Origin of the sequence: Neisseria sp. CCUG17229 (assembly GCF_047839235.1) — a bacterium.
Lineage (GTDB): Bacteria > Pseudomonadota > Gammaproteobacteria > Burkholderiales > Neisseriaceae > Neisseria > Neisseria brasiliensis.
On sequence record NZ_CP181247.1, the window covers coordinates 2,140,372 to 2,163,099 of the forward strand.

General features: G+C 51.3%; 20 protein-coding genes and 1 pseudogene. 9 read left to right on the forward strand and 12 right to left on the reverse strand.

Annotation, left to right across the window (positions count from 1 at the left end; all coding sequences use genetic code 11):
- Window positions 1-45: 45 nt before the first annotated feature.
- Window positions 46-975, reverse strand: coding sequence for a polyphosphate kinase 2 (ppk2, locus tag ACM67B_RS10215; protein WP_416189526.1), 930 nt, complete (start codon window positions 973-975; stop codon window positions 46-48).
- A gap of 171 nt (window positions 976-1,146) precedes the next feature.
- Here ppk2 and ACM67B_RS10220 point away from each other — a divergent pair, with 171 nt between their 5' ends.
- Window positions 1,147-2,949: a bifunctional chorismate-binding protein/class IV aminotransferase gene (locus ACM67B_RS10220; RefSeq protein ID WP_416189527.1), complete on the forward strand. Its 1,803-nt coding sequence runs from the start codon at window positions 1,147-1,149 to the stop codon at window positions 2,947-2,949.
- A gap of 51 nt (window positions 2,950-3,000) precedes the next feature.
- On the opposite strand, the gene ACM67B_RS10225 is transcribed toward ACM67B_RS10220, so the two are convergent.
- Complete coding sequence (locus ACM67B_RS10225) at window positions 3,001-4,329, reverse strand: MFS transporter (protein WP_416189528.1); 1,329 nt, start codon at window positions 4,327-4,329, stop codon at window positions 3,001-3,003.
- Between the two features lie 178 nt (window positions 4,330-4,507).
- A complete protein-coding gene (locus ACM67B_RS10230; RefSeq protein ID WP_416189529.1) occupies window positions 4,508-5,536 on the reverse strand; it encodes a LacI family DNA-binding transcriptional regulator in 1,029 nt (342 codons plus the stop codon).
- Window positions 5,537-5,954: 418 nt separating this feature from the next.
- Here ACM67B_RS10230 and pgi point away from each other — a divergent pair, with 418 nt between their 5' ends.
- Window positions 5,955-7,583 carry a glucose-6-phosphate isomerase gene (gene pgi / locus ACM67B_RS10235; protein WP_416189530.1) on the forward strand — a complete coding sequence of 543 codons (1,629 nt, stop codon included), beginning with the start codon at window positions 5,955-5,957 and terminating at the stop codon, window positions 7,581-7,583.
- A 287-nt stretch (window positions 7,584-7,870) separates the two neighbouring features.
- On the opposite strand, the gene dapD is transcribed toward pgi, so the two are convergent.
- The 3 genes from dapD to fur all read right to left on the reverse strand — a co-directional run bounded on the left by dapD (window position 7,871) and on the right by fur (window position 10,236).
- Window positions 7,871-8,692, reverse strand: coding sequence for a 2,3,4,5-tetrahydropyridine-2,6-dicarboxylate N-succinyltransferase (gene dapD, locus ACM67B_RS10240; RefSeq protein WP_416189531.1), 822 nt, complete (start codon window positions 8,690-8,692; stop codon window positions 7,871-7,873).
- A gap of 156 nt (window positions 8,693-8,848) precedes the next feature.
- Entirely contained in the window at window positions 8,849-9,574 is a 726-nt protein-coding gene (gene aat, locus ACM67B_RS10245; RefSeq protein ID WP_416189532.1) for a leucyl/phenylalanyl-tRNA--protein transferase, read from the reverse strand.
- Window positions 9,575-9,792: 218 nt separating this feature from the next.
- Window positions 9,793-10,236, reverse strand: coding sequence for a ferric iron uptake transcriptional regulator (gene fur / locus ACM67B_RS10250; protein ID WP_304528861.1), 444 nt, complete (start codon window positions 10,234-10,236; stop codon window positions 9,793-9,795).
- Window positions 10,237-10,454: 218 nt separating this feature from the next.
- Here fur and ACM67B_RS10255 point away from each other — a divergent pair, with 218 nt between their 5' ends.
- From ACM67B_RS10255 to ACM67B_RS10265, 3 genes are all read left to right on the forward strand, one after another.
- Window positions 10,455-10,847, forward strand: a complete 393-nt coding sequence (locus ACM67B_RS10255) for an outer membrane protein assembly factor BamE (protein WP_416189533.1) — start codon at window positions 10,455-10,457, stop codon at window positions 10,845-10,847.
- Between the two features lie 15 nt (window positions 10,848-10,862).
- Window positions 10,863-11,669: a 4-hydroxy-tetrahydrodipicolinate reductase gene (dapB, locus tag ACM67B_RS10260; protein ID WP_416189534.1), complete on the forward strand. Its 807-nt coding sequence runs from the start codon at window positions 10,863-10,865 to the stop codon at window positions 11,667-11,669.
- Window positions 11,670-11,852: 183 nt separating this feature from the next.
- The gene (locus ACM67B_RS10265) at window positions 11,853-13,145 is read left to right on the forward strand and encodes an AmpG family muropeptide MFS transporter (RefSeq protein ID WP_416189535.1); all 1,293 of its coding nucleotides are present in this window, start codon (window positions 11,853-11,855) and stop codon (window positions 13,143-13,145) included.
- Window positions 13,146-13,617: 472 nt separating this feature from the next.
- Here ACM67B_RS10265 and ACM67B_RS10270 read toward each other — a convergent pair.
- Window positions 13,618-14,962: pseudogene (locus ACM67B_RS10270) on the reverse strand (chloride channel protein); the annotation flags it as partial.
- Window positions 14,963-15,367: 405 nt separating this feature from the next.
- Here ACM67B_RS10270 and ACM67B_RS10275 point away from each other — a divergent pair.
- Window positions 15,368-15,793 (forward strand): MarR family winged helix-turn-helix transcriptional regulator, encoded by a 426-nt coding sequence (locus tag ACM67B_RS10275; RefSeq protein ID WP_416189536.1) that lies wholly within the window; start codon window positions 15,368-15,370, stop codon window positions 15,791-15,793.
- Between the two features lie 2 nt (window positions 15,794-15,795).
- Window positions 15,796-16,113, forward strand: coding sequence for a DMT family transporter (locus ACM67B_RS10280; protein WP_416189537.1), 318 nt, complete (start codon window positions 15,796-15,798; stop codon window positions 16,111-16,113).
- Between the two features lie 70 nt (window positions 16,114-16,183).
- Here ACM67B_RS10280 and argJ read toward each other — a convergent pair whose 3' ends face one another.
- From argJ to ACM67B_RS10305, 5 genes are all read right to left on the reverse strand, one after another.
- Window positions 16,184-17,404, reverse strand: coding sequence for a bifunctional glutamate N-acetyltransferase/amino-acid acetyltransferase ArgJ (argJ, locus tag ACM67B_RS10285; protein WP_416189538.1), 1,221 nt, complete (start codon window positions 17,402-17,404; stop codon window positions 16,184-16,186).
- Between the two features lie 122 nt (window positions 17,405-17,526).
- Window positions 17,527-18,219, reverse strand: a complete 693-nt coding sequence (locus tag ACM67B_RS10290; RefSeq protein WP_416189539.1) for an LrgB family protein — start codon at window positions 18,217-18,219, stop codon at window positions 17,527-17,529.
- Window positions 18,219-18,563 carry a CidA/LrgA family protein gene (locus ACM67B_RS10295; RefSeq protein WP_416189540.1) on the reverse strand — a complete coding sequence of 115 codons (345 nt, stop codon included), beginning with the start codon at window positions 18,561-18,563 and terminating at the stop codon, window positions 18,219-18,221. Before ACM67B_RS10295 ends, ACM67B_RS10290 begins: the two co-directional genes overlap by 1 nt.
- Window positions 18,564-18,841: 278 nt before the next feature.
- The gene (locus tag ACM67B_RS10300; protein ID WP_416189541.1) at window positions 18,842-19,054 is read right to left on the reverse strand and encodes a hypothetical protein; all 213 of its coding nucleotides are present in this window, start codon (window positions 19,052-19,054) and stop codon (window positions 18,842-18,844) included.
- 19 nt (window positions 19,055-19,073) lie between these two features.
- Window positions 19,074-19,685 (reverse strand): C40 family peptidase, encoded by a 612-nt coding sequence (locus ACM67B_RS10305; protein WP_416189542.1) that lies wholly within the window; start codon window positions 19,683-19,685, stop codon window positions 19,074-19,076.
- A gap of 305 nt (window positions 19,686-19,990) precedes the next feature.
- On the opposite strand from ACM67B_RS10305, the gene ACM67B_RS10310 reads away from it, so the two are divergent.
- Both ACM67B_RS10310 and hslO read left to right on the forward strand, forming a co-directional pair.
- Complete coding sequence (locus tag ACM67B_RS10310) at window positions 19,991-21,637, forward strand: ABC1 kinase family protein (protein ID WP_416189543.1); 1,647 nt, start codon at window positions 19,991-19,993, stop codon at window positions 21,635-21,637.
- Between the two features lie 113 nt (window positions 21,638-21,750).
- Window positions 21,751-22,665 carry an Hsp33 family molecular chaperone HslO gene (gene hslO / locus ACM67B_RS10315; protein ID WP_416189544.1) on the forward strand — a complete coding sequence of 305 codons (915 nt, stop codon included), beginning with the start codon at window positions 21,751-21,753 and terminating at the stop codon, window positions 22,663-22,665.
- Window positions 22,666-22,728: the final 63 nt, after the last annotated feature.

A 22,728-nucleotide genomic window follows, 5' to 3' on the forward strand; every position in this document is an offset into this window, starting at 1 on the left:
ACCCAATCAGGTTTCAGACGGCCTTGAACATCACTTCAGCGCAGATTAATCGTGACCGATTTCAACGTGCTGCTGTTGGTAGCGCACATTAGGCGACAAGATGATTTTATCGTCAACTTTGCCGATGGCTTTTTCGTCTTTGCCCGGATAATCCAAGCTGTGCAGGAAATGGCGGATACAGTTCAAACGCGCGCGTTTTTTATCGTCAGAGCGGATAATTGTCCATGGCGCATCACCAGTGTGGGTGTGGAAGAACATGGCGTCTTTGGCTTCGGTGTAGTCGTCCCAACGGTCGAGTGATTGGATGTCCACCGGTGAGAGTTTCCAGTGTTTCAGTGGGTCATCGCGGCGGGAAATGAAGCGGCGCAATTGTTCTTCGCGGCTCACGGAGAACCAAAACTTAAACAAATGGATCCCACTGGCCACCAGCATGCGCTCGAATTCAGGCGCTTGGCGCATAAACAGCAGATATTCGTTTGGCTCGCAAAAGCCCATCACCCGCTCGACACCGGCGCGGTTGTACCATGAGCGGTCGAAAAAAACAATTTCACCGGCAGTCGGCAGGTTGGTGATGTAACGCTGGAAATACCATTGGCCGCGTTCGGTGGTAGTTGGTTTTTCCAAAGCCACCACACGTGCGCCACGCGGATTTAAGTGTTCCATAAAGCGTTTGATGGTGCCGCCCTTACCTGCGGCATCACGGCCTTCAAACAGGCAGACAATGCGCTGGCCGGATTCTTTGACCCAGCTTTGCACTTTCAGTAATTCGATTTGCAGCTTTTTCTTTTCACGCTCATACACGGCACGGCGCATGCGCTGGCGGTAAGGATAGCTTTCAGGCAAAGGGGCAGAATTGGAGTCTTCCGAAGTCACTTGGCCTTCGTATTCCAATACGGATTTTTCAAATACTTCTAATTGTGTTTCTGCCGCATCGGCTTTCACTGCTTCATAAGGTTGCAATTGTGTTTCTGTCATCTCAACTCCTGTCATAGAAAAGGTTTTTTAGTGGTATGATTTCCTTCTATGTTTATTTTACCGCGTCCTACCCTGCCGGACTACACCATCTTACAAATTTATAGCGACAGACGTTTGTGCGCTGTTTCATGTAAACTTAATGTCTAATCAATTTACTTATCTGTTGTCATCATGCCTTTTTTCGCACTTCTCGACGACGCCGTTTCCGGTCGGGCAAAATTCTATCAAAATCATCAACAAAGCCATTTTTTATCCGCGCAGCAGCTCGATACGCTGGATGATATTTTGCAGCAAGGTTGGCAAAAAGGCTGGTTTGCGCTGTTGGGCGCAGACTACGCTTTCGGCTTGCCATTGTTGAACCTGCCTGCCGAACACAGCGGCTGCTTGGCCGTGCATTGGTTCGCCAGCTGCGAAGCGGTAGATGCGCCGACATGGCTCGACAAGCATTCAGACGGCCTATTCTGCGGTATCAGCACGCCGCAAAACAATGTTTCTAAAACTGATTATCTGCACGCCATCAGCGAGATTCACGAAGCCATCCGCCGCGGCGACACTTATCAAATCAACTACACCACCCGCCTGCATTTCGATACCTACGGCAACCCGATTGATTTATACCGCTGCTTGCGCCAGCCTGTGCCTTATGCCGCCTTGTGCCACCTGCCCGATTCAGACGGCCTCGATACGTGGACTTTGTGTTTCTCACCCGAGCTGTTTCTCAACATCGCTTCAGACGGCCTCATCACTACCGAACCGATGAAAGGCACGGCGCCGATTTTAAACGACTGCCACGATGCACAACGCGCCGCCGAGTTACGCAACGACCCGAAAAACCGCGCCGAAAACATCATGATTGTCGATTTATTGCGCAACGATTTGGGCAAAATCGCACAAACCGGCTCCGTGTGTGTACCGGAGCCGTTCAAGGTATCGCAGTTTGGCAGCGTGTGGCAGATGACCAGCGCGATTGAAGCACAAGCGCAGCCGCACACCCGCGCCGCCGATATTTTCCGCGCTGCCTTTCCCTGCGGCTCGATTACCGGCGCGCCCAAACGCATGAGCATGAGCCTCATCAATCAGCTTGAAACCACGCCGCGCAGCTTATACACCGGCAGCATCGGTTTTCTCAATCCTTGCGACAGCGGCTTGGGCTTTGCAGGCGTGTTGAACGTAGTCATCCGCACACTGATACTCAGGCCGTCTGAAAACCAAACATCCGCCGCTGATTTTCACGCCGAATACGGTGTCGGTTCAGGCATTGTTATCGACAGCCAAGCCGAAGCGGAATGGGCAGAATGCGGCTGGAAAGCGCGTTTTCTCACCGATTTGCGGCCGGATTTCGGCATTTTTGAAACGCTGCGGGTCGAGCAAAACCAATGCGCTTTATTGGCACGGCATTTAGGCCGTCTGAACGCATCGGCGCAAGCCTTGAATCTGCCTTTGAATACGGATTTTGCCGCACAAATCCATGATTATCTGGCGCAGATGCCGTCTGAAACACAGCGTTTGAAAATCGCGCTGCTGCCTGAAAACAAGGGCGAACTGGTGTTTACACATGCGCCATTGGCCGAACTGGCAGGCAGACAATCAGTCATCATCAGCGATGAGATTCTGCCGAATCGCGATGCCCTGCGCCGCTTCAAGACCACCCACCGCGAACGTTTCGACCACGCATGGCAACATGCCGCAAACCAAGGCGCATTTGATGCGCTGCTCTTTAATTCAGACGGCCTGTTGCTCGAAGGCGGCCGCAGCAATGTGTTTGTCAAAATTGATGGCGAGTGGCACACCCCTGCTTTGGATTTATCTATTCTCAACGGCGTGATGCGACAGGAAGTCTTGGACAATCCGCAACAGTATCTGTACACGGACAAGGTGCTTGAGTGCCACATCACACGCGATATGCTGCAAGGCGCTGAAAGGATTTGTTTGAGCAATGCTTTGCGCGGTTTGTTTGACGTGGATTTAACATAACACAAGGCCGTCTGAAATATTTCAGACGGCCTTGCTCTTAACGGCTTTTAATTACGCCGCATTATTTTCTACACCGGCAGGCTTGTTGGTGGTTTTAATCAACAAGGTCAGGAAGGCGGCAATCGCCAAGAATACGCCGGCAAAAGTCATGGCGTTGGCCGGATTCGAGCCTAAGAAGGTGTCGTAAATCCAACCGAAAGTCACGGTTTCGATCAGCATTGGAATCACGATCATCATGTTCACAATACCCATGTACACGCCGTAACGCTCTTTCGGAATCGCATGCACCACAATCATAAACGGCACACCCATCATCGACGCCCAACCAATACCGAAACCGATCATCGGTGCGAACATCAAGTATTTATTACCAATATGCGGAATCGCCAGCAACGCCAAGGCAGCCAATATCACGGCAAACGCATGCACATATTTGGCGGCGTATTTTTTCGCCATCCACATCAGGCCGAAAGCGGAAATGAAGGTCACGATGTTGTAGAAACCGTTGACCAAACCGGTCCATGCCACGGCTTGTTCGTAAGCGGCCTTGTCGGCAGAAGTCGAGTTCCACACCGATTGCACGATACTGTGTGAAATGTATTGCCAGTAGATAAACAGCGCATACCATTGGAACAGGTACACCAAAGCCAATTGCCACAAAGCAAACGGCATTTCTTTAATCGCAATGAAGATTTCGGCGATGGCAGATTGCTCTTTTTTTGCACGCAGGGCAGCCATTTCTTCGGCAGAAGGCTCGTGTTCAGGCGTAGACAACACGGTCACCAGCACCGAGCCAATCGAACACACGGCACCGATATAGAACGAACCGAATACCCAGTAAGGAATGCCGGCTTCAGAAGTCTGCTGCAACCAGCCGATTTGCTGGAAAATATACAGCGACACGTTGGCCAAGGTAATACCCAAACCGGTAAACACAGATTGCATCAAGAAACCGCTGGCTTGTTGGTGCTCCGGCACGGTATCGGCGATGAAGGCGCGGAATGGTTCCATGGCGGTATTATTGGAAATGTCCAACAGCCACAACAGCAACACAGCCACCCACAACGCGGTCACGTGCGGATAAATAAACAGACACAAGCTGCAACCGATTGCGCCAATCAAGAAATACGGACGACGGCGACCCAAGCCCGGAATCCAGGTGCGGTCAGACAAAGCACCGATAATCGGCTGCACCAGCAAGCCGGTAATCGGACCGGCCATGTTCAGAATCGGCAATTGACCCGGGTCGGCATTCAGGAAACTGAAAATCGGGTTAATCGCGGTTTGCTGCAAACCAAAGCTATATTGAATACCGAAGAAACCGAAGTTCATCAGCATAATCTGGCGAAGGGTCATCGCCACTTGTGGGGATATCTTCATTGGGAGTTTACTCCTGACTAATTAATATACTGAAACAAAAAGTTTTCTCAGAAAGCAGCTGTTGGCTGAGCACTGCTTTTTTATTCTACTGCCCGCTCACTCGGGTCTGATTCGTATGCTTCCCACGAATTCTGTTTCAGACGGCCTATTTCCCCTGCCGCCTATTGATCTTCAATATTTATTTCAAAGTCGTCACCGACTGGCGCCAAATAGTTTCCCCGACTACTTTCAACATTTGGCCGCTTTGTCTCGCTTCTTCGGCAAACAGCATATCCGCCGCCAGCGCACCCATGCGCAAATACGGCAGCTCGGTGCTGGTTAAAGGCGGGAATAAGGTTTCGGCAATCGCGCTGTGGTTGTCGTAGCCGGCCACCGAAATTTCTTCCGGCACCCGCAAACCGCGCGTGCGCAAAATGCCGTACACCCTGACCGCCATTTCGTCATTGCCGCAGCAAATCACGGTAGGCGGCTGCGGCAACGCCAATAATTTCACAATCGCCGCCACCAAAGGCGCGCTGTCGTAATCAAAATCGGCATAGCCGGTCTGCACCAAATCGGCATCAAACGCGATACCGGCATCGGCCAAAGCACGGCTGTAGCCAGCTACACGCAAAGGTGTGGCTTCAATGCCCGGTTGCAAGGTCACATACGCAATACGGCTGTGGCCATGGCGGATGATTTGGCGCACCAAATCATATTGTCCTTGTTCATCATCAGGTAAAACCGACGGCGTGCCGATTTTATCGAAGCAATTCACCAACACAATCGGGCAGGCATGGCTGACATCGGGCAGCACCACTTCCTGATGATATTGCGCCACATACAAAATGCCTTCGGCGCGGTGTTCCATAAAGGTACGGATTAAAGGTTCGATGTCGGCTCGGTTGTCGATGTCGGCAATCATCAAGGTTTTGCCTTGTGCCCGTATGCCTTGCTGAATGCCTTTCATCAAAAACACATCGGGCAAACCATGAATGCGGTTGGCTTCACCCACCCGCGAAATCGCACCGGTAATCAACCCCACAATCCCCGAACGGCTGGAGCGCATCACTCTGGCCGCTGATGACGGGATGTAACCCAAGGCCGCAATGGCCGTTTCCACTTTGGCACGCGTTTTTTCGCTGACCGGCGCATCACCGTTAATCACCCGGCTGACCGTCTTCGGCGATACCCCCGCCCGAGCGGCAACATCGTAAATTGTAGCCATCTTACGACTTCCGAACCTGAGTTATTTCAATAATATTACGCAGAATAGCACAGCAGACATCGGTGTCATAACACTCTTTAACAAAACTTTGACTGGAATCAAGCAAAAACACTATTTTTATGCATGTTGTTTCAATATTTTTGCTTTTTAAAAGACTAAGTTACCCGCCTTTTAAAATTTTGTTACACTACATACCACTACACGCGCACAATCATTGCGTTTTAAAAGGGCTTTCGCCTAATTTCATTAAAATGAATCCGATTATCACAATTTTGCAACAATCCCCGCCTATGATTTGTTAACATAGTATAATTTTATTTTCAGACGACAATTCAATGAACTAAATAAATCACTTTAAGCTGCTTGATTGAAGTTTGAGTGGATTTGTCCCCGCCGTTATTCAACCGAAGGATAAAATATGACGTTCTCCGAAGCATGGCAACAGCTTGCCGAGCATCAACAGGCCACCGCCGACATACACATGCGCGACCAATTTGCCGAAGATGTGCAGCGTTTTGACAACATGCACGAAACCTTACACGGCTTGTTATTCGATTACAGCAAAAACCGTATTAACGACGAAACGCTTGTTCTTTTATGTCAACTGGCTGAAGCAGCCAAGCTGCCCGAAGCCATGCAGGCCATGCAACGCGGCGACAAAATCAACACCAGCGAACAACGCGCCGCCCTTCACACCGCTTTAAGGTCGTCTGAAAACGCCGCGCCGATTATGGTTGCCGGTGAAAACATCATTCCCAAGCTCCATCACGAACTTGACCGCGCCTTGGCCTTTGCCGAGAGCATCATCAGCGGCAACCACACCGGCATCACCGGCAAACGCATCACCGATTTCGTCCACATTGGTATCGGCGGCTCCGATTTGGGTCCGCAAATGTGCGCGCAATCGCTGTATGACTACCGCAAAAACGTGCGCGTGCATTTCATCAGCAATTCCGACGATGCCGACATCGCGCAAAAGCTGGAACAACTCAATCCCGAAACCACCGTCTTCAGCATCGCCAGCAAATCCTTCGGTACCCCCGAAACCCTGCTCAACGCTCATGCCGCGCGCCAATGGTATAAAGCCGCCGGCTTACCGGAATCGGGCATTGCGCGCCATTTCTGCGCCATTTCCAGCGATGTCGCCGCCGCTGAAAACTTCGGCATTCCTGCAGAACGCGTGTTTGCCATGTTCGACTGGGTCGGCGGCCGCTATTCCGTGTGGTCAACCATCGGCCTACCCTTGATGGTGGCCGTGGGCGAAACGCGTTTCCGCGAATTTTTAAGCGGCGCCCATGCCATGGACGAGCATTTCTTCAACACGCCGCTGCGCCACAATATTCCCGTATTGATGGCCTTGCTGCATGTTTGGTACAACAATTTTTACGGTTCAGACGGCCACACCGCCGTACCGTACAGCCACAACATGCGCCGATTCCCTGCATGGCTCAACCAATTGGACATGGAAAGCTGCGGCAAAAGCCGCACCATTGACGGTGAAAAAGTCGGCCACAAAACCGGCGGCATCGTGTTCGGCGAAGAAGGCGTCAACTGCCAACACGCCTATTTCCAACTGCTACACCAAGGCACGCGCCTGATTCCGGTTGATTTCATCGTGCCGATGACCACGCCGCACCAAGTCGGCCGCCAACACCGCTTCACCGTTGCCAATGCCTTTGCCCAAGCCGAAGCGCTGATGAAAGGCAAAACACTGGAAGAAGCCCGCGCCGAATTGGCTAATCTGCCTGAAGCCGAACGCGAAGCACTCGCGCCGCACAAAGAATTCCCCGGCAATCGCCCGAGCAACAGCTTCCTGATTGACCGCTTGACCCCGTTTAACTTAGGCATGCTGATGGCCGCTTACGAACACCGTACCTTTGCCGAAGGCGTGATTTGGGGAATCAACCCGTTCGACCAATGGGGCGTGGAATACGGCAAAGTGCTGGCAAAAAACATCGAGCCTGAATTGAAGCAAAACGATGATTTGGCGCACGACAGTTCGACGAATGGTTTGATTCGTTTTTACCGCAAGTGCCAACAAAGCTAATTTTTTGAGCCCTTTGTAAAACTCCATAGCCAACAACAACCAAAACTGCCGTCATTCCCGCGTAGGCGGGAATCCATCTGAGCATTTAAGAAACTTTTTTATTCAATAGGTTGCTTTACTCAAAAATGGATTCCCGCCTACGCGGGAATGACGGCACCTATGTGTGTTCTGGTATTCAAATTAATTGGCAAAGCTCTCTTTTTGTTTAAGCACAAAACATACAAAAAGGCCGTCTGAAAGAAAATCTTTCAGACGGCCTTTTCATTAATGTGTCAAATCAACGCTGATTACACACCGCGCAACAATTCGTTCACGCTGGTTTTGGCGCGGGTTTGCGCGTCCACTTTTTTCACAATCACGGCACAATACAGGCTGTGGCTGCCGTCGGCAGAAGGCATGCTGCCTGATACCACTACTGAGCCGGCAGGTACGCGGCCTTGGTAGATTTCGCCGGTTTCGCGATCCAAGATTTTGGTTGATTGGCCGATGAACACGCCCATAGAAATCACGCTGCCTTCTTCTACAATCACGCCTTCCACGATTTCAGAGCGCGCACCGATAAAGCAGTTGTCTTCAATGATGGTTGGATTGGCTTGCAACGGCTCCAATACGCCGCCAATGCCCACGCCGCCTGACAAGTGCACGTTTTTACCGATTTGTGCACAAGAGCCAACAGTCGCCCAAGTGTCCACCATCGCGCCTTCATCAACATACGCACCGATGTTTACATATGATGGCATCAACACCACGTTTTTGCCCACGAAGCTGCCACGACGTGCTACGGCACCCGGCACCGCGCGGAAACCGGCAGCTTGGAATTCTTCTTCAGACCAATCGGCAAATTTGGTCGGCACTTTGTCGAAATATTTGTTCACACCGTCGTTCAACACTTCGTTGTCTTGGATGCGGAAAGACAGCAACACGGCTTTTTTCGCCCATTCGTTGACTTTCCATTTGCCCACGCTCTCGCGCTCGGCCACGCGCAATTCGCCTGAATCCAATTGGCGCAGGGTTTCCAATACGGCTTCTTTGACTTCTGGGGTCACGCTGGTCGGGGTGATGTTGGCGCGGTTTTCAAACGCGGTTTCGATGATGTTTTGCAATGACATGTTGATTCCTTGTTAAGTGGGGGTTGAGGCCGTCTGAACGCATGGCATGGTTTCAGACGGCCTGTTGCAATGTTCTAACGCATTATTTTGCCATGTAAACGCGCTTTCGTCAGCTATTAGCGTGATTAGGCCGTCTGAAAAGTTTTAGCGTTCTCATCATTCAAAGCGTCGTCCGTACCACTTCGAACCGATGGGCTGCGCCAACGGCATGGCGTTTAAGCGGTGTAAGGCCGTTTGAAAATCATGAAAATCCATTTGCTCCGAACCGAAGCGCGCTAAATGGGCGGTGTCTTGCTGGCAGTCAATCAATGCAATGCCGCACTCCGCCAAATACGGCACGGCGCAGGCAAAGGCGATTTTGGATGCATCGGGCGCGAGAGCAAACATGGATTCGCCGTAAAACACGCGCCCGATTTGCACGCCGTAAAAGCCGCCCGCCAGTTTCAGACGGCCTTGTTCGTCGGGATACCAACATTCAAACGAATGCGCGTGACCAATGTCGTGCAAACGCGCATAGGCCGTCTGAAACTCGGGCGCAATCCATGTGCCGCTTTGCTCCGGTCGCGACACGGCGGCGCAATTATTTATTACGGCGGCAAAATCTTGATTCACGCTCACCACATAAGGCTTGTTACGCAAGGTTTTGACTAAGGATTTGCCGATGTGGATTTTTTCGGGAAACAACACGGTGCGCGGCGCGGTGGCAAACCAGTAAAACAGCCCGTTTTCGGAAAACCACGGGAAAATGCCGCTGCGATAGGCCGACAGCAAACGTCCTTCGTCCAAATCCGCGCTCACGCCGACCAAGCCGTCACAATGCGCCAGTGCGTAATCGGGATTGGGAAAGCGGTAATCTTGTGGGGGGAGAAAGGGAATGTTCATTTTGCTTAGGCTGAGACCTTTGCAAAATCCCCATCTTTGGAACATTTCTTCGTTATGCGCTGCTCGAAAGCTTGCCTATCTTTTTGATATGTCTGCGCTTTCTGTGCTGCTCTAACTTCAAACTGTACTCAAACCTGGGGTTTTGCAAAGGTCTCAGGTTTAAAAAATTTCAGACGGCCTCACATCATCATGAGGCCGTCTGAATATCGATATGACGATTAGCGTTTGTTTTTGGCTTGGCAATCCGCGCAGATACCATACATATACAACGCATGGTCAACAATGCGGTAGCCGTTTTCTTCGGCAATTTTGTCTTGCAGGGCTTCGATTTCTGCATTATGGAATTCGGTGACCACACCACATTTCACGCAGACGATGTGGTCGTGGTGGTCGCCTTTGTCCAATTCATAAACTGCTTTACCGGTTTCAAAATGGTGGCGCTGCAAAATGCCCGCTTGCTCAAATTGGGTCAACACGCGGTAAATTGTGGCCACACCAATTTCAATGCCTTCATCCAGCAAAATGCGGTACACGTCTTCGGCACTCAAATGCTCTTCGGCATGCGTTTCAAACAAGTCTAAGATTTTCAAGCGCGGACCGGTTACTTTCAAACCGCTGTCTTTCAATTGCGCAATATTGCTGAAATTTTCCATAGTATTCAATACCCCTGTGGTCTAATAACCGTTATAATACGCACTTTTAGGCCACTTGCCCACTATGAGATTATAAAGGTTTTCAATAAACTATCTTCATTATCTCAATACGATATGGGGGCAATCTTCCTAAATTTCCACTCTGAAGATGATTATCGTTTGCTTTTTAAACTTATTCAAGCGATGATGGCATTTTCTTTATTCCGATTTCGATAGAAAGGTACACCGTGAATAAAACCTTATGTCTGGCCTTGGCCGCCCTGCTGGGTTTGGCAGCTTGTTCTGCCGAGCGCGTATCCCTTTTCCCTTCTTACAAATTACAAGTCGTACAAGGCAACGAATTGGATCCGCGTGCCGTTGTATCTTTGCAACCGGGCATGAGCCGCGACCAAGTGCAGCTGCTGTTGGGCACGCCTTTGTTGCAAGATGCTTTCCATGCCGACCGCTGGGACTACACCTTCAACACCAGCCGCAACGGCGTGATTAAAGACCAATCCAACCTGACCTTGCATTTTCAAAACAATGCCTTGGTGAAAGCGGAAGGCAACGCCATCCAAAAATCCATCGAAGCCTTGCAGGCGGAGCAAAAAGCCGAAGCTGCCGCCTCAGCCGCACAATAATTTTAAGGAACATTCATGACTGCATTAAAAGTGGCCATCGCCGGCGTGAACGGCCGCATGGGCAAAGTATTGGTTGAAGCGGTAAACAACCACCCTGATACCGTGTTATCCGGCGCCATCGAGCATTCCGCTTCCGAAGCCTTGGGCTTGGATGCCGGCTTTGCTTTGGGCTTAAAAACCGGTGTCACCATCACCGACGACGTAGATGCCGTGTTGGCGCAAAGCGATGTATTAATCGACTTCACACGCCCTGAACCAACCTTGAAACACCTGCAAAAATGTGTGGAACAAGGTGTCAACATCATCATCGGCACCACCGGTTTTGACGATGCAGGCAAAGCAGCGATTAAAGCGGCCGGTGACAAAATCGGCGTGGTATTCGCCGCCAACTTCAGCGTGGGCGTAAACCTGACTTTCCATATTCTCGACACCGTTGCGCGCGTGTTGAACGAAGGCTACGACATCGAAATCATCGAAGGCCACCATCGCCACAAAGTCGATGCCCCAAGCGGTACGGCCTTGCGCATGGGGGAAGTGATTGCCGATGCGCTCGGCCGCGACCTGAAAGAATGTGCCGTGTATGGCCGTGAAGGCCACACCGGCCCGCGCGACCCATCAACCATCGGCTTTGCCACCGTGCGCGCAGGCGACATTGTCGGTGACCACACCGCCTTGTTCGCCACCGACGGTGAGCGTGTGGAAATCACCCACAAAGCCAGCAGTCGCATGACCTTCGCCGCCGGTGCCGTACGCGCCGCCGTGTGGGCAAACAACCAAAAAGGTTTGTTCGACATGCAAGACGTATTGGGCTTGCGCAACTGATTGCCACATCTTTCGAGGCCGTCTGAAACGCGAATCAAGGTTTCAGACGGCCTTTTAGTATGGATTGGCTGCTCATGAGGTTTTGCAAAGACCTCAATTAAAACAAATCTTTGCATTCAGACGGCCTGCAATATGGCTGCTTTTGTTACAATACCGCCTTAATTAAATCGTTAGAATCCCGTCATGACTTCATCTCAAAACAGCACGCTCAAGCAGATTTTCTCGCGTCGCATGCTGATCTGTATTTTCACCGGTTTCACCTCCGGCCTGCCGCTGTATTTTCTCATCAACCTGATTCCGGCATGGCTGCGTAGCGAACACATCGATTTGAAAACCATCGGTCTGTTTGCCTTAATCGGTTTGCCGTTTACTTGGAAATTTATTTGGTCGCCGGTGATGGATGCCGTGCGCCTGCCGTTTCTAGGCCGCCGCCGCGGCTGGATGCTGGTAACGCAAATCGGTTTGCTGGCCACCTTGATGGCCTATGCCTTTTTGAATCCGCATCAGCACATGGCGATTATCATGGGCTTGTCGGTAGTGGTGGCGTTTTTCTCGGCCAGTCAGGATATTGTGTTGGACGCATTCCGTCGCGAAATCCTGCCCGACAGCGAATTGGGTTTGGGCAATGCCATTCACGTCAACGCCTACCGCATCGCCGCGCTGATTCCCGGCTCACTCAGCCTGATTTTGGCCGACATGATGCCGTGGCACAATGTGTTCATCATCACCGCGCTGTTTATGATTCCGGGCTTGTTGATGACGCTGTTTTTAGCACGCGAACCGGAATTACCGCCAAGTGCGCCGCGCACCTTCAAACAAACCGTGGTCGAACCTTTCAGCGAATTTTTTACGCGTAAAGGCGTGCAACAGGCGCTGCTGGTATTGGCGTTTATTTTCCTTTATAAACTCGGCGACAGCATGGCCACCGCCTTGGCCACGCCGTTTTATCTCGACATGGGCTACAGCAAAACCGACATCGGCATCATCGCCAAAAATGCCGGCCTGTGGCCTGCAGTGATTTTCGGCATCATCGGCGGCATTTGGATGCTGAAGCTGGGCATCAACAAAGCCCTGTGGCTGTTTGGCTTGGTGCAGATTGTGACGATTTTGGGCTTTGTGTGGCTGGCCGGATTCGGTAAATTTGAAGTGGTCACCGCCACCGAACGCATCATGTTGGCCGGTGTGATTGGCGCCGAAGCCGTCGGCGTGGGCTTGGGCACGGCCGCATTCGTGGCCTACATGGCGCGCGAAACCAACCCTGCGTTTACCGCCACACAATTGGCACTGTTCACCAGCTTGGCCGCCGTGCCACGCACGTTTATCAACGCCACCACCGGCTATCTCATCGAATGGCTGGGCTATGTGAATTTCTTCTGGCTATGTTTCTTCTTGGCCGTACCGGGTATGCTGCTGCTGTTTAAAGTTGCGCCTTGGAATGGAGAACAAGTGAAAGAATCGACTGTTTCCGAATCATGATATGGAAAGGCCGTCTGAATATTCAGACGGCCTTTATTTGATGGATTCAATGTTGTTTTTTATGGCGGTGGGTTGACACCCACCCTACGGTTGGAAAGCTTTTTTGATTAAACCACAGTTTAGCCTTGCTAAGCTGCCAAGCATTTTAAAACCCCCAGCAATCTATCCCCTCTCCCGCCCAGCGAGGGAGGGTTAGGGAAGGGCTCCTCTGATGTCAGGCCATTTTGACTTCAAGAAATCCGCCTTGCTCATACCGATGCAAACGCTTAATCGGTTTTACCATTTTTATCCGGCGGCGCATTCAGCGCGGCCGACTCCATATCTTGCGGCTTGGCTTCAGGCGTTTGGTTTTCTACGGCCACATTTGCCGCATTTCCTTCCGTTGCTTTTTCCACTTCAATCTGAACTGCTTCACTCGGCACCACGTCACGCTGCTTGGCTTCTGCCTTTTCCTGCTCGGCTTTATGCTGTTCGGCATATTCTTCCTGCACGCGCTGACGGAAGCGCATACCGGCCAAGTGATAAAACGGTCTTGGTGAGAATTGGCGTGACACTTGCGATGCGAAAATGCACACAATCAGCATCCAAAACAATAAATTCTGGCCGCCGGTCATTTCCATCACCACCACGCTGGAAGTAATCGGCGATTGGGTCGCGCCGGCCAAGAATCCGGCCATACACAGCAACACCACCACATTGATGCCACTTTCCAATTGGCCGATGGCAGCAATATGTTCGCCTAACATCGCACCGATGGTCAGCGACGGCGTGAAAATACCGCCCGGAATGCCCGCCCAATAAGAAAACACCGTCGCCAGCCATTTCGCCACTGCCACACCCGCCGGCGCGTCATACATTCTGCGCAATGCGCCCGAAGCTTCGTGATAGCCGGTGCCGTAGGTTTGGCCTTGATACAGCGTGCCCAAAGCCGCCAGCAGCAAGCCCATGATGGCGGCCAGCATCAGCGGATGGCGGCGAATCCAGCCGCGGATTTTTTCAGGTGCATACGATGCCGCACCTTTATACAGCATACGTGCGAACAGGCCGCCGGTGACGCCACACAACAGACCTACCGCCAATACCCACGTCAGCATATTGTCCAATTCGCTGCCGTGAAAGCCGGAAAAGTGCGGGTTGTTACCCTGAATGGCGACTTGAATAAAACCCGCCGCCAATACGCCGAGCAGAATTTGCCGTTCCCAGCGCAAAATCACGCCGCGACCCAGCTCTTCAATCGCAAAAATCACCCCTGCCAAAGGGGCGTTAAACGCCGCCGCCAAACCGCCGGCCGCACCGGCAGCCATCAAATCGTTTTCCTGCATGCCTTTAAAGGCAAGATTGTGTTTCTTACACCACGACCCCCACGCCGTCATCACCGCCGCACCAACCTGCACCGACGGTCCTTCACGACCGATGGACGCACCGGCCAGCATGCCGAGAAAAGTCAGCGGGATTTTCAGCAAGGTTTGCCCGAGCGAAATCAGCCGCGTTTTTTGCGCACCGTGCGGCAGGCTCAACGACGCCAGCACCTGCGGAATGCCGCTGCCGACGGTATAAGGCGCGTAACGGCGTGTCAGCCATACAATCAGCGGCAGCCCCAGCGGCAAAGCCACCCACGCAAACCACGTGTATTCCTGCACCAAATGCGCATTCAGTTCCAGCGCGTATTCGGCCATGTGTGCAAACAGCAGCGCCGTCAGCGCCACCAGCGCGGAGCCGACCAACAGGAAGACGAATGACATGGTTTTGCGGGAGAGCCGCTCGGTTTGTTTGAGTTTGTGGGCGATTCGATAGCCAAGGGATTTCTTTTTCGGCATGATTTCGGCAATTTTTGTGGGGTTGAAAACAGCATTACGTTGAGAAATAAAAGTATAGCAAGGATTATTGTCAACAGGGTTTCAGACGGCCTTTTCATTCAAAATAATGCTTTAGGCCGTCTGAAAATATCCACAGCGATATTTTTTCAGACGGACTGAGACCTTTGTAAACTCCCCATCTTTGGCACATTTCTTCGTTATGCGCTGCTCGAAAGCTTAGCCTTTTCATGATATGTCTGCGCTTTCTGCGCTGCTATAACTTCGAACTGTACTCAAATCTGGGGTTTTACAAAGGTCTCAGCTTGTTGTTCAGACGACATAAAAAATCATATCGCGTAAAAATCTTGCTATTAGTCTGAATTATTACTATAATTCCGCCAAATTAGTCACTTTTCAGACCAAATCATGAACCTTATCGACGACATCGGCCGCCTGATGGCGCACTCGACCCAGCTTTACGAGCAATGGGCAAAACAATACGGCTTAAGCTACAACACGCTCGCGGTGTTATACGGCGTGGTGTGTTATCCCGACTGCACGCAAAAAACCATTTGCACGCATTGGAACCTGCCCAAGCAAACCGTCTTTTCCGCCTGCCGCCAATTGGCCGAACAAGGCTGGTTAAGTTTTTCGCCCGATCCCAACGACAAACGTGGCAAAACGCTGCACCTAACCGAACTGGGTCAAACCGCCGCTCTGCCCGTTATCGAAAAATTGCAACATATCGAGCAAGGCATCATCCAAGACTTTGGTGCCACACAAGCCGAAAATTTTATTCAAGAACTGCAACGCTTTACCCAAATCGTTGCCCGACACACACAGGAGCAATAAACATGGCATGGATTTATCTGATTAGCGCAGGTTTGATGGAAATCGGCTGGCCGCTGGGTTTGAAACTCGCCCAACACTCCGGCTGGCGTTGGCAAGGCATTGCCTTGGCGGTAATTTTTATGGGTGTGAGCGGCTTTTTACTGTTTCTGGCGCAAAAATCCATTCCGTTAGGCACGGCCTATGCGGTGTGGACCGGTATCGGCGCAGTCGGTGCATTTGTTGTCGGCGTGATATTTTTCGGCGACCCCGCTTCATTCGGCCGCTGGCTCGGTGCCGCGCTGATTATCTCGGGTGTGATTGTGATGAAACTCACGTCTTGAATTTTAATATTTTGAATCATAAAACAAGGCCGTCTGAAATTTCAGACGGCCTTGTTAATTCACACCAGCCTTACGAACGGTAATCCGCATTAATCGTCACATAATCATGCGAGAAGTCACAGGTGTACACGGTGGTTTTGGCTTGGCCGCGGTTGAGGCTCACGCGCACGGTGATTTCGTCTTGGTTCATCACGGCTTGACCTTGCTCTTCGGTATAACTTTCGGCGCGACCACCTTGTTCGGCCACCAAAACATCGCCGAGCCACATTTTGATTTTGTCGGTGTCCAAATCTTCGATACCGGCGTAACCAATGGCGGCAAGCAGACGGCCGAGATTCGGGTCGCTGGCGAAGAAGGCAGTTTTCACCAATGGCGAATGAGCAATGGCATAGGCCACTTTGCGTGCTTCATCGCGATTAGCTGCGTTGTCCACTTCGATGGTGATGAATTTGGTTGCGCCTTCACCGTCGCGCACAATGGCTTGCGCCAGTTGCAAAGCCAAGCCGCTGAGCAGGGCTTTGAGCTGGTCGTAACGCGGGTCGGCGGTATTGTCGATTTGGCTTTGGCCGTTTTTGGCAGTGGCGATGATGACAAAGCTGTCGTTGGTGCTGGTGTCGCCGTCAACGGTGATGGCATTGAAGGACATATCGGCGATTTCTTTGGTCATCAGTTGTAAAATCGGTTGCGACACGTTGGCATCGCAGACGATAAAGCCAAGCATGGTAGCCATATTGGGGTGAATCATGCCGCTGCCTTTGGCGATGCCAGTGGCGCGCACGGTGTGGTTTTCGCCGACTTTCCCTTCGCGGCTGGCGGCTTTGGGGATGGTGTCGGTGGTCATGATGGCACGGGCGGCTTCGCTCCAATGCACCGGTTTCACGCGCGGCAGGGCTTCGATGATTTTATCAGCAGGCAGCGGTTCCAAAATCACGCCGGTGGAAAACGGCAGTACTTGGGTGGTTTTGCAGCCGATTTGGCGGGCAACGGCAGCACAAATTTCCACCGCATCGGCACGGCCTTGCCCACCGGTACCGGCATTGGCGTTGCCGGTGTTGATGACCAGTGCACGCACGCCGTCGTCGTCAAATAAATGTGATTTGGCGATGTACACCGGCGCGGCACAGAAACGGTTTTGCGTGAACACAGCACCGACAGAATTTTTACCGGTCAACACCATCAGCGTCAAATCATCATGATTCGGCTTTTTCACACCGGCCTGACCGACAAATACCTGCACGCCGTCGATGTGCAACAATTCGTCTTCGTGTCGTTCGGAAAGATTCACTGCCATTTTCTTGCTCCTTGTAGGAAATATTTTAAAATCGTTCATCAATGGCGCAATATGTCCGTCTGCACCTATTATTTTTTCAGACGGCCTATTTCAAAGGCCGTCTGAACCATCATCTATTGCATTCAAATGCCCAAAAAAGGCAGCAATACCGGTACGAGCAATGCAGTCAACACGCCATTGAGCGTCAAGCCCAAGCCGGCATAGGCGGCCATGCGACGGCTGTGTTCCATCGACACGGCAATACCCATCGCGTGCGAAGCAGTACCCAGCGACATGCCGACTGAAGAGGGTTTGTGCACCGTGCCGACATGCAGCATTTTGTAACCAACCATCTGCCCGAACAAACCGGCAATAATCACAGTAGCTGCGGTAATCGCCGGAATGCCGCCGATAGACTTGGTAATTTCAATCGCAATCGGGTTGGTCACCGATTTGGCCGCCAGTGACAAAGCCACTTCCCTACCCGCACCAAACCATTTGGCCAAATACATACCAGTGACAATACCGGTCACACTGCCTGCTAATTGAGACAACAGAATCGGCATCCACTGGTTGCGGATTTTTTCCCAGTTTAAATACAGCGGCACCGCCAACACCACCACCGCAGGTTTCAGCCAAAAATCGATATATTGCGCGGCATCGTGGTAGGTATCATAATCAATTCGGAACAATTTGAGATACGCAATAATAAATACGGTGCTGATTAATACCGGATTACACAATACATTGCCGGTGCGCACGCGGATGATATTGGCCAAGCCGAACACTGCCAGCGTCAGAAACAGCAATAAGCTCGGCGTATGGAAGATTTCCATTACATCCACCTCCGCGCCCATTCGTGCACTTTACCCGTTACCAGCAGCACACACAGCGTACTCAATACCGTAGCGGTTAGAATTGGAAACCAGTCGTCGGCAATCAAATCCAAATAGCTGATAATCGCGACGCACGGTGGCACGAGAAATAAGGTCAGGTTTGCCATCAAGGTATCTGAAAGCTGCTTGATCCATGACACCTTGACCCAGCCCAGTTTCAACAAGCCGAATAAAACGCCCATACCGACAATACTGCCCGGCAGCTTGATGTCGAAAAACAATACCACGCCCTCACCCACGGCCAGACAGCCTAAAATAATGAGTAGCGCACCGATAATGTTCATGATAATCCTTTTATCCGCCTACCTGATGTTCAGGCGGTCTTTGAAAGAAAGTTAAGAAGACGAATTTACTGGCAACCAGGCGATTGAAGATACCGTTACTAAGGCAATAATCATAGCGCGAGCAGGGCCGTCTGAAAAGGGAGTCACGACGTTTGACGGTATTTTTACCGCTTTTGTATCTACTTTTGTACGTGACATTTTGTACGTGACAGATATCCGGCTGCCTGAAACACAAAACGGCATTCTGCGCGAATGCCGTGAATTAACCTGCCATAGAATCAGCGGTAGGGGTTTTCCAGCCCTTCTATGAGGGTTTTGAGGTAATCGCGCAACTGCGCTTCGCCGCACCCCATCAACAGCGCATCTTCAAATGCATCTTGCGCCATTTGATAAAGCTCGCTCATGTTCTCTTTCATCACCTTCACTTTTTCGGTGCATGACACAATCTGACCGTCGTCGCCGTACCATTTCGGCATTTCAGGCATACTCATACTGCGGTGTTTCCTTCGTTTAATTTAAAAAGCGTGATGGATCGTTTTTTTTCACACGGCGGCCGAAAGCGTATTTTGAATTCCAATATTTATTACTCAGGCTGGTGATTTCAATATTTTTACCCGTTCGAGGCGCGTGGATAAAGCGATTGTTGCCGATATATAGGCCAACGTGGGAAATGCGCCCACGTCCCATGGTGCGGAAAAACACCATATCGCCCGGCTGTAACTCACTGCGGTTGACGTGCGTACCCATCTTGGCTTGCTCGGCAGAAGTGCGGGGCAGGTTCAGACCCAGGGTGCGGCGGAATATATGCTGCATAAATCCGCTGCAGTCAAAGCCGGTGCGCGCAGAAGTGCCGCCGTAGCGGTAAGCCACGCCAAGCAGACCCATGGCACTTTTAATTAATTCGTCAGCACTGCCTGATGATTGTTCGACTATCGGCGGATTCGCCCGTGCAGGCATAAGCGGGGTAGCCGTATTACTGCCGGCATCCTGATTAAACAGATTAATAACCTGCTGCCGGCTGTTCAGCATATTTTCCAAATCATCGGCATGCGCTATGCCTATCGTAGAAAACAGCATACAGGCCGAAGCCAATAGCGCCGTCAGTTTTGCGAAACGGTTCATTCTTTACTTCCAAGTGTTCAGACGGCCTCTTTAACCTGATTGATGCTTTGCCTGAAAAATAATGAACACGCAGCAAAAAATAACGCAAGCTCAAAAAGCTTGCAGTCATGTGCAGCAGGAAGTCGGTATTTCTCAGATAAAGCGAATGACATCAACAAGCCCTATATGCTGTCTGTTTTATTATGTTATGCTGTATCTTAAATGTTATCTGTTTGATTGTATTAAAAAATCGCACGCTTGGCAAAAAAGTAACGGTTATATTGCGTTAATGCCTTGTTTATAAATAAATTTTACAAAGCCGAAAAATGATGATTCCCACCCTGCTGGCGATGCGCGATCTTTCGCGTATGCGCGAAATTATTGCCATTCTGACCAAACATGGTTTGGGCAGCTTTGTACAGCGCATTAAGCTCGCGCATCAGAGCGACCGCCAAAAAGCCGATCCCGACAGCCATTACTTAAGCACCCCGCGCCGGTTCCGCATGGCGTTTGAAGAACTCGGCCCAACGTTTATCAAGCTCGGCCAAGTATTATCGACGCGTGTGGATATTTTCAGCGTGGAATGGATTGAAGAATTTGAGCGTCTGCAAAGTAATGTGGCGCCGATACCGGTCACCAATATCCATAAACTCATTGAAGCGCAACTGGGGCAGCCGGTCAAAGAGATATTCAAGTCGATCCAGCCACACCCCATCGGCAGCGCATCGATTGCCCAAGTGCATCAGGCAGTGTTGCTTAACGGCGAAACAGTGGCGGTGAAAATCAAACGCCCTGATATTGATCCTGTGATTCAGGCCGACTTGCGCATTCTCAACCATATTGCCAGCCTAATTGAATCGGAAATTCCCGAAATGCGCCGCTACCACCCGGTGCAGATGGTACAGTATTTTGCCCGCAGCTTGGCCAAAGAAACGGATTTATCGGTGGAATTGCGCTATATGCAGCGTTTCGGCAAAACCTTCGAGCAACATGAATCGGTACATGTGCCGAAAGTTTACCCCGAATTATCCAACCGCCTGATTTTGGTGCAGGAACACATCAGCGACACTTTACTGAAAAACATCGACCTCGATACCCTCGAGCCGGAAGTGCGCAGCCGCTTGGCCACGCAAATCACCGATACCTTGTTTACCATGATACTGCAACAAGGTTTCTTCCATGCCGACCCGCATCCGGGCAATATCTTCATCAATTCAGACGGCCACATTACCTTTATCGATTTCGGCTTGGTCGGCCACTTGAGCAGCACGCGCCGCCGTGAAATCATCGATTTGATTAACGCACTCGCCCACAAAGACCAATTCACCATGCAATATGTGTTGAGCAACTGGGCAGAAGGCGATTTGCCCGATGAAAACCTGCTCGGCGCCGATGTGTTGGAAATGCTACTCAACTACGAACACACGCCGGTGCGCGATTTGCGCATCAGCCAAGTCATCAACGACATCACCCAAATCATGCGCCGCCACGGCCTGACCCTACCGGGTGACTTGGTGATGCTGTTTAAAACGCTGATTACGCTCGAAGGCGTAGTCAAACGGCTCGACGGCCAAATCGAACTGCTCGAGCGCGCCAAACCCATCGTCACCAGTGCTTTTAAAGAACGCGCCTCCCCCGAGCATCTCTTGCGCAAAAGCAAAATGCATATGCAAACCCTGCTGCAAGCCGCTGATGATTTGCCGCAAAACCTGTTCCGTCTGAGCCGCCGCCTGCAAAAAGGCCAAATGGGTGTGACGCTCGATTTCAAACGCTTCGATCAACTCAGCCAACAAATCGACCGCGCCACTAACCGCCTGACCATGGGCATTGTTACCGCCGCGCTGATTATCGGTTCGTCCATCGTCATGAGCATAGACACCGGCCCTGAATTTATCGGCTTCTTCGGCTACCTGCTTGCCTTTGCCAACAGCTTGTGGATTATGTGGTCGATTTGGCGCTCGGGAAAGCATTAACACGACTATTTATAATGGAGGCCGTCTGAACCTATTTTGCATTCGGACGGCCTTGATTTATCCACAAGCGCAACCATATAGCGGTTAATTGCTTATCCAAACAGAGAAACATTATGACCACACAAAATCTTGCTGCCGCTTACCCTGCCGACACCCGCACGCGTTTTATCTTCGATGATATGCCGGTGCGCGGTTTGCATGTCCGCCTGGAAAATGTTTGGCAACACATCGTGAAACAAAAACACTACCCTGCCGCCATCCGCCGTGCATTGGGCGAATTGCTGGCTGCCGGTGCATTGCTGTCGAGCAATTTGAAAATCGACGGCACGCTGATTGTGCAGGTGCAAGGTCAAGGCCGTCTGAAAATGTTGGTGGTGGAAGCGACTTCCGAGCAAACCGTGCGCGCAACTGCCCGTTGGGATGAACATGCCGACATCGCCGATGATGAAAGCCTGACCGATTTATTGGGCGACAGCAGCGTATTTGTGCTGACCCTGCAGCCGAAAGATGCCGAGCCATGGCAAGGCGTGGTGCCGTTGGAGGGCAACAGCATCGCGCAAATGTTGATGAACTACATGACACGTTCCGAGCAACTCGACACGCATATCGTGCTGGCTGCTTCCGACACCGGCGTCGGCGGTTTGCTGGTGCAACGCCTTCCGGAAGAAGAAATCGATGCCGAAGCATGGAACCACGTCAGCACCTTGGCACAAACCGTGACCGCCGACGAATTGACCGATTTGGATGCGCAACATGTGTTGTACCGCCTGTTCCACGAAACACCGCCACGCGTATTTGAGCCGGAAAACATCGAATTTGCCTGCACCTGCTCACGCGGTAAAGTCAGTGATATGTTGTTGATGCTGGGCGGCGAAGAAGTCGGCGGCGTGGTTGCCGAACAAGGCAGCATTGCGGTGGATTGCGATTTCTGCCATGAAAAATATGTGTTTGATGAAACCGATGTCAACGCTTTATTCGGTGCCAATGTGGTGTCGGCCGTTCGTGAAGAAGCGCAACGGATTCAGTAACCTGAACTAAAAAATGCCGTCTGAAAACGATTTCAGACGGCATTTTTCATCACTTTAAACCGA

Bases quoted from the DNA above. Each gene is read 5' to 3' on its own strand.
- hslO (WP_416189544.1), top strand. From the start codon at position 21,751: ATGACCACACAAAATCTTGCTGCCGCTTACCCTGCCGACACCCGCACG.
- argJ (WP_416189538.1), bottom strand. From the start codon at position 17,404: ATGGCAGTGAATCTTTCCGAACGACACGAAGACGAATTGTTGCACATC.
- ACM67B_RS10290 (WP_416189539.1), bottom strand. From the start codon at position 18,219: ATGGAAATCTTCCATACGCCGAGCTTATTGCTGTTTCTGACGCTGGCA.
- ACM67B_RS10275 (WP_416189536.1), top strand. From the start codon at position 15,368: ATGAACCTTATCGACGACATCGGCCGCCTGATGGCGCACTCGACCCAG.
- ACM67B_RS10265 (WP_416189535.1), top strand. From the start codon at position 11,853: ATGACTTCATCTCAAAACAGCACGCTCAAGCAGATTTTCTCGCGTCGC.
- dapB (WP_416189534.1), top strand. From the start codon at position 10,863: ATGACTGCATTAAAAGTGGCCATCGCCGGCGTGAACGGCCGCATGGGC.
- ACM67B_RS10300 (WP_416189541.1), bottom strand. From the start codon at position 19,054: ATGAGTATGCCTGAAATGCCGAAATGGTACGGCGACGACGGTCAGATT.
- ACM67B_RS10220 (WP_416189527.1), top strand. From the start codon at position 1,147: ATGCCTTTTTTCGCACTTCTCGACGACGCCGTTTCCGGTCGGGCAAAA.
- ACM67B_RS10225 (WP_416189528.1), bottom strand. From the start codon at position 4,329: ATGAAGATATCCCCACAAGTGGCGATGACCCTTCGCCAGATTATGCTG.
- ACM67B_RS10230 (WP_416189529.1), bottom strand. From the start codon at position 5,536: ATGGCTACAATTTACGATGTTGCCGCTCGGGCGGGGGTATCGCCGAAG.
- ppk2 (WP_416189526.1), bottom strand. From the start codon at position 975: ATGACAGAAACACAATTGCAACCTTATGAAGCAGTGAAAGCCGATGCG.
- pgi (WP_416189530.1), top strand. From the start codon at position 5,955: ATGACGTTCTCCGAAGCATGGCAACAGCTTGCCGAGCATCAACAGGCC.
- ACM67B_RS10280 (WP_416189537.1), top strand. From the start codon at position 15,796: ATGGCATGGATTTATCTGATTAGCGCAGGTTTGATGGAAATCGGCTGG.
- ACM67B_RS10295 (WP_416189540.1), bottom strand. From the start codon at position 18,563: ATGAACATTATCGGTGCGCTACTCATTATTTTAGGCTGTCTGGCCGTG.
- aat (WP_416189532.1), bottom strand. From the start codon at position 9,574: ATGAACATTCCCTTTCTCCCCCCACAAGATTACCGCTTTCCCAATCCC.
- ACM67B_RS10310 (WP_416189543.1), top strand. From the start codon at position 19,991: ATGATGATTCCCACCCTGCTGGCGATGCGCGATCTTTCGCGTATGCGC.
- dapD (WP_416189531.1), bottom strand. From the start codon at position 8,692: ATGTCATTGCAAAACATCATCGAAACCGCGTTTGAAAACCGCGCCAAC.
- ACM67B_RS10305 (WP_416189542.1), bottom strand. From the start codon at position 19,685: ATGAACCGTTTCGCAAAACTGACGGCGCTATTGGCTTCGGCCTGTATG.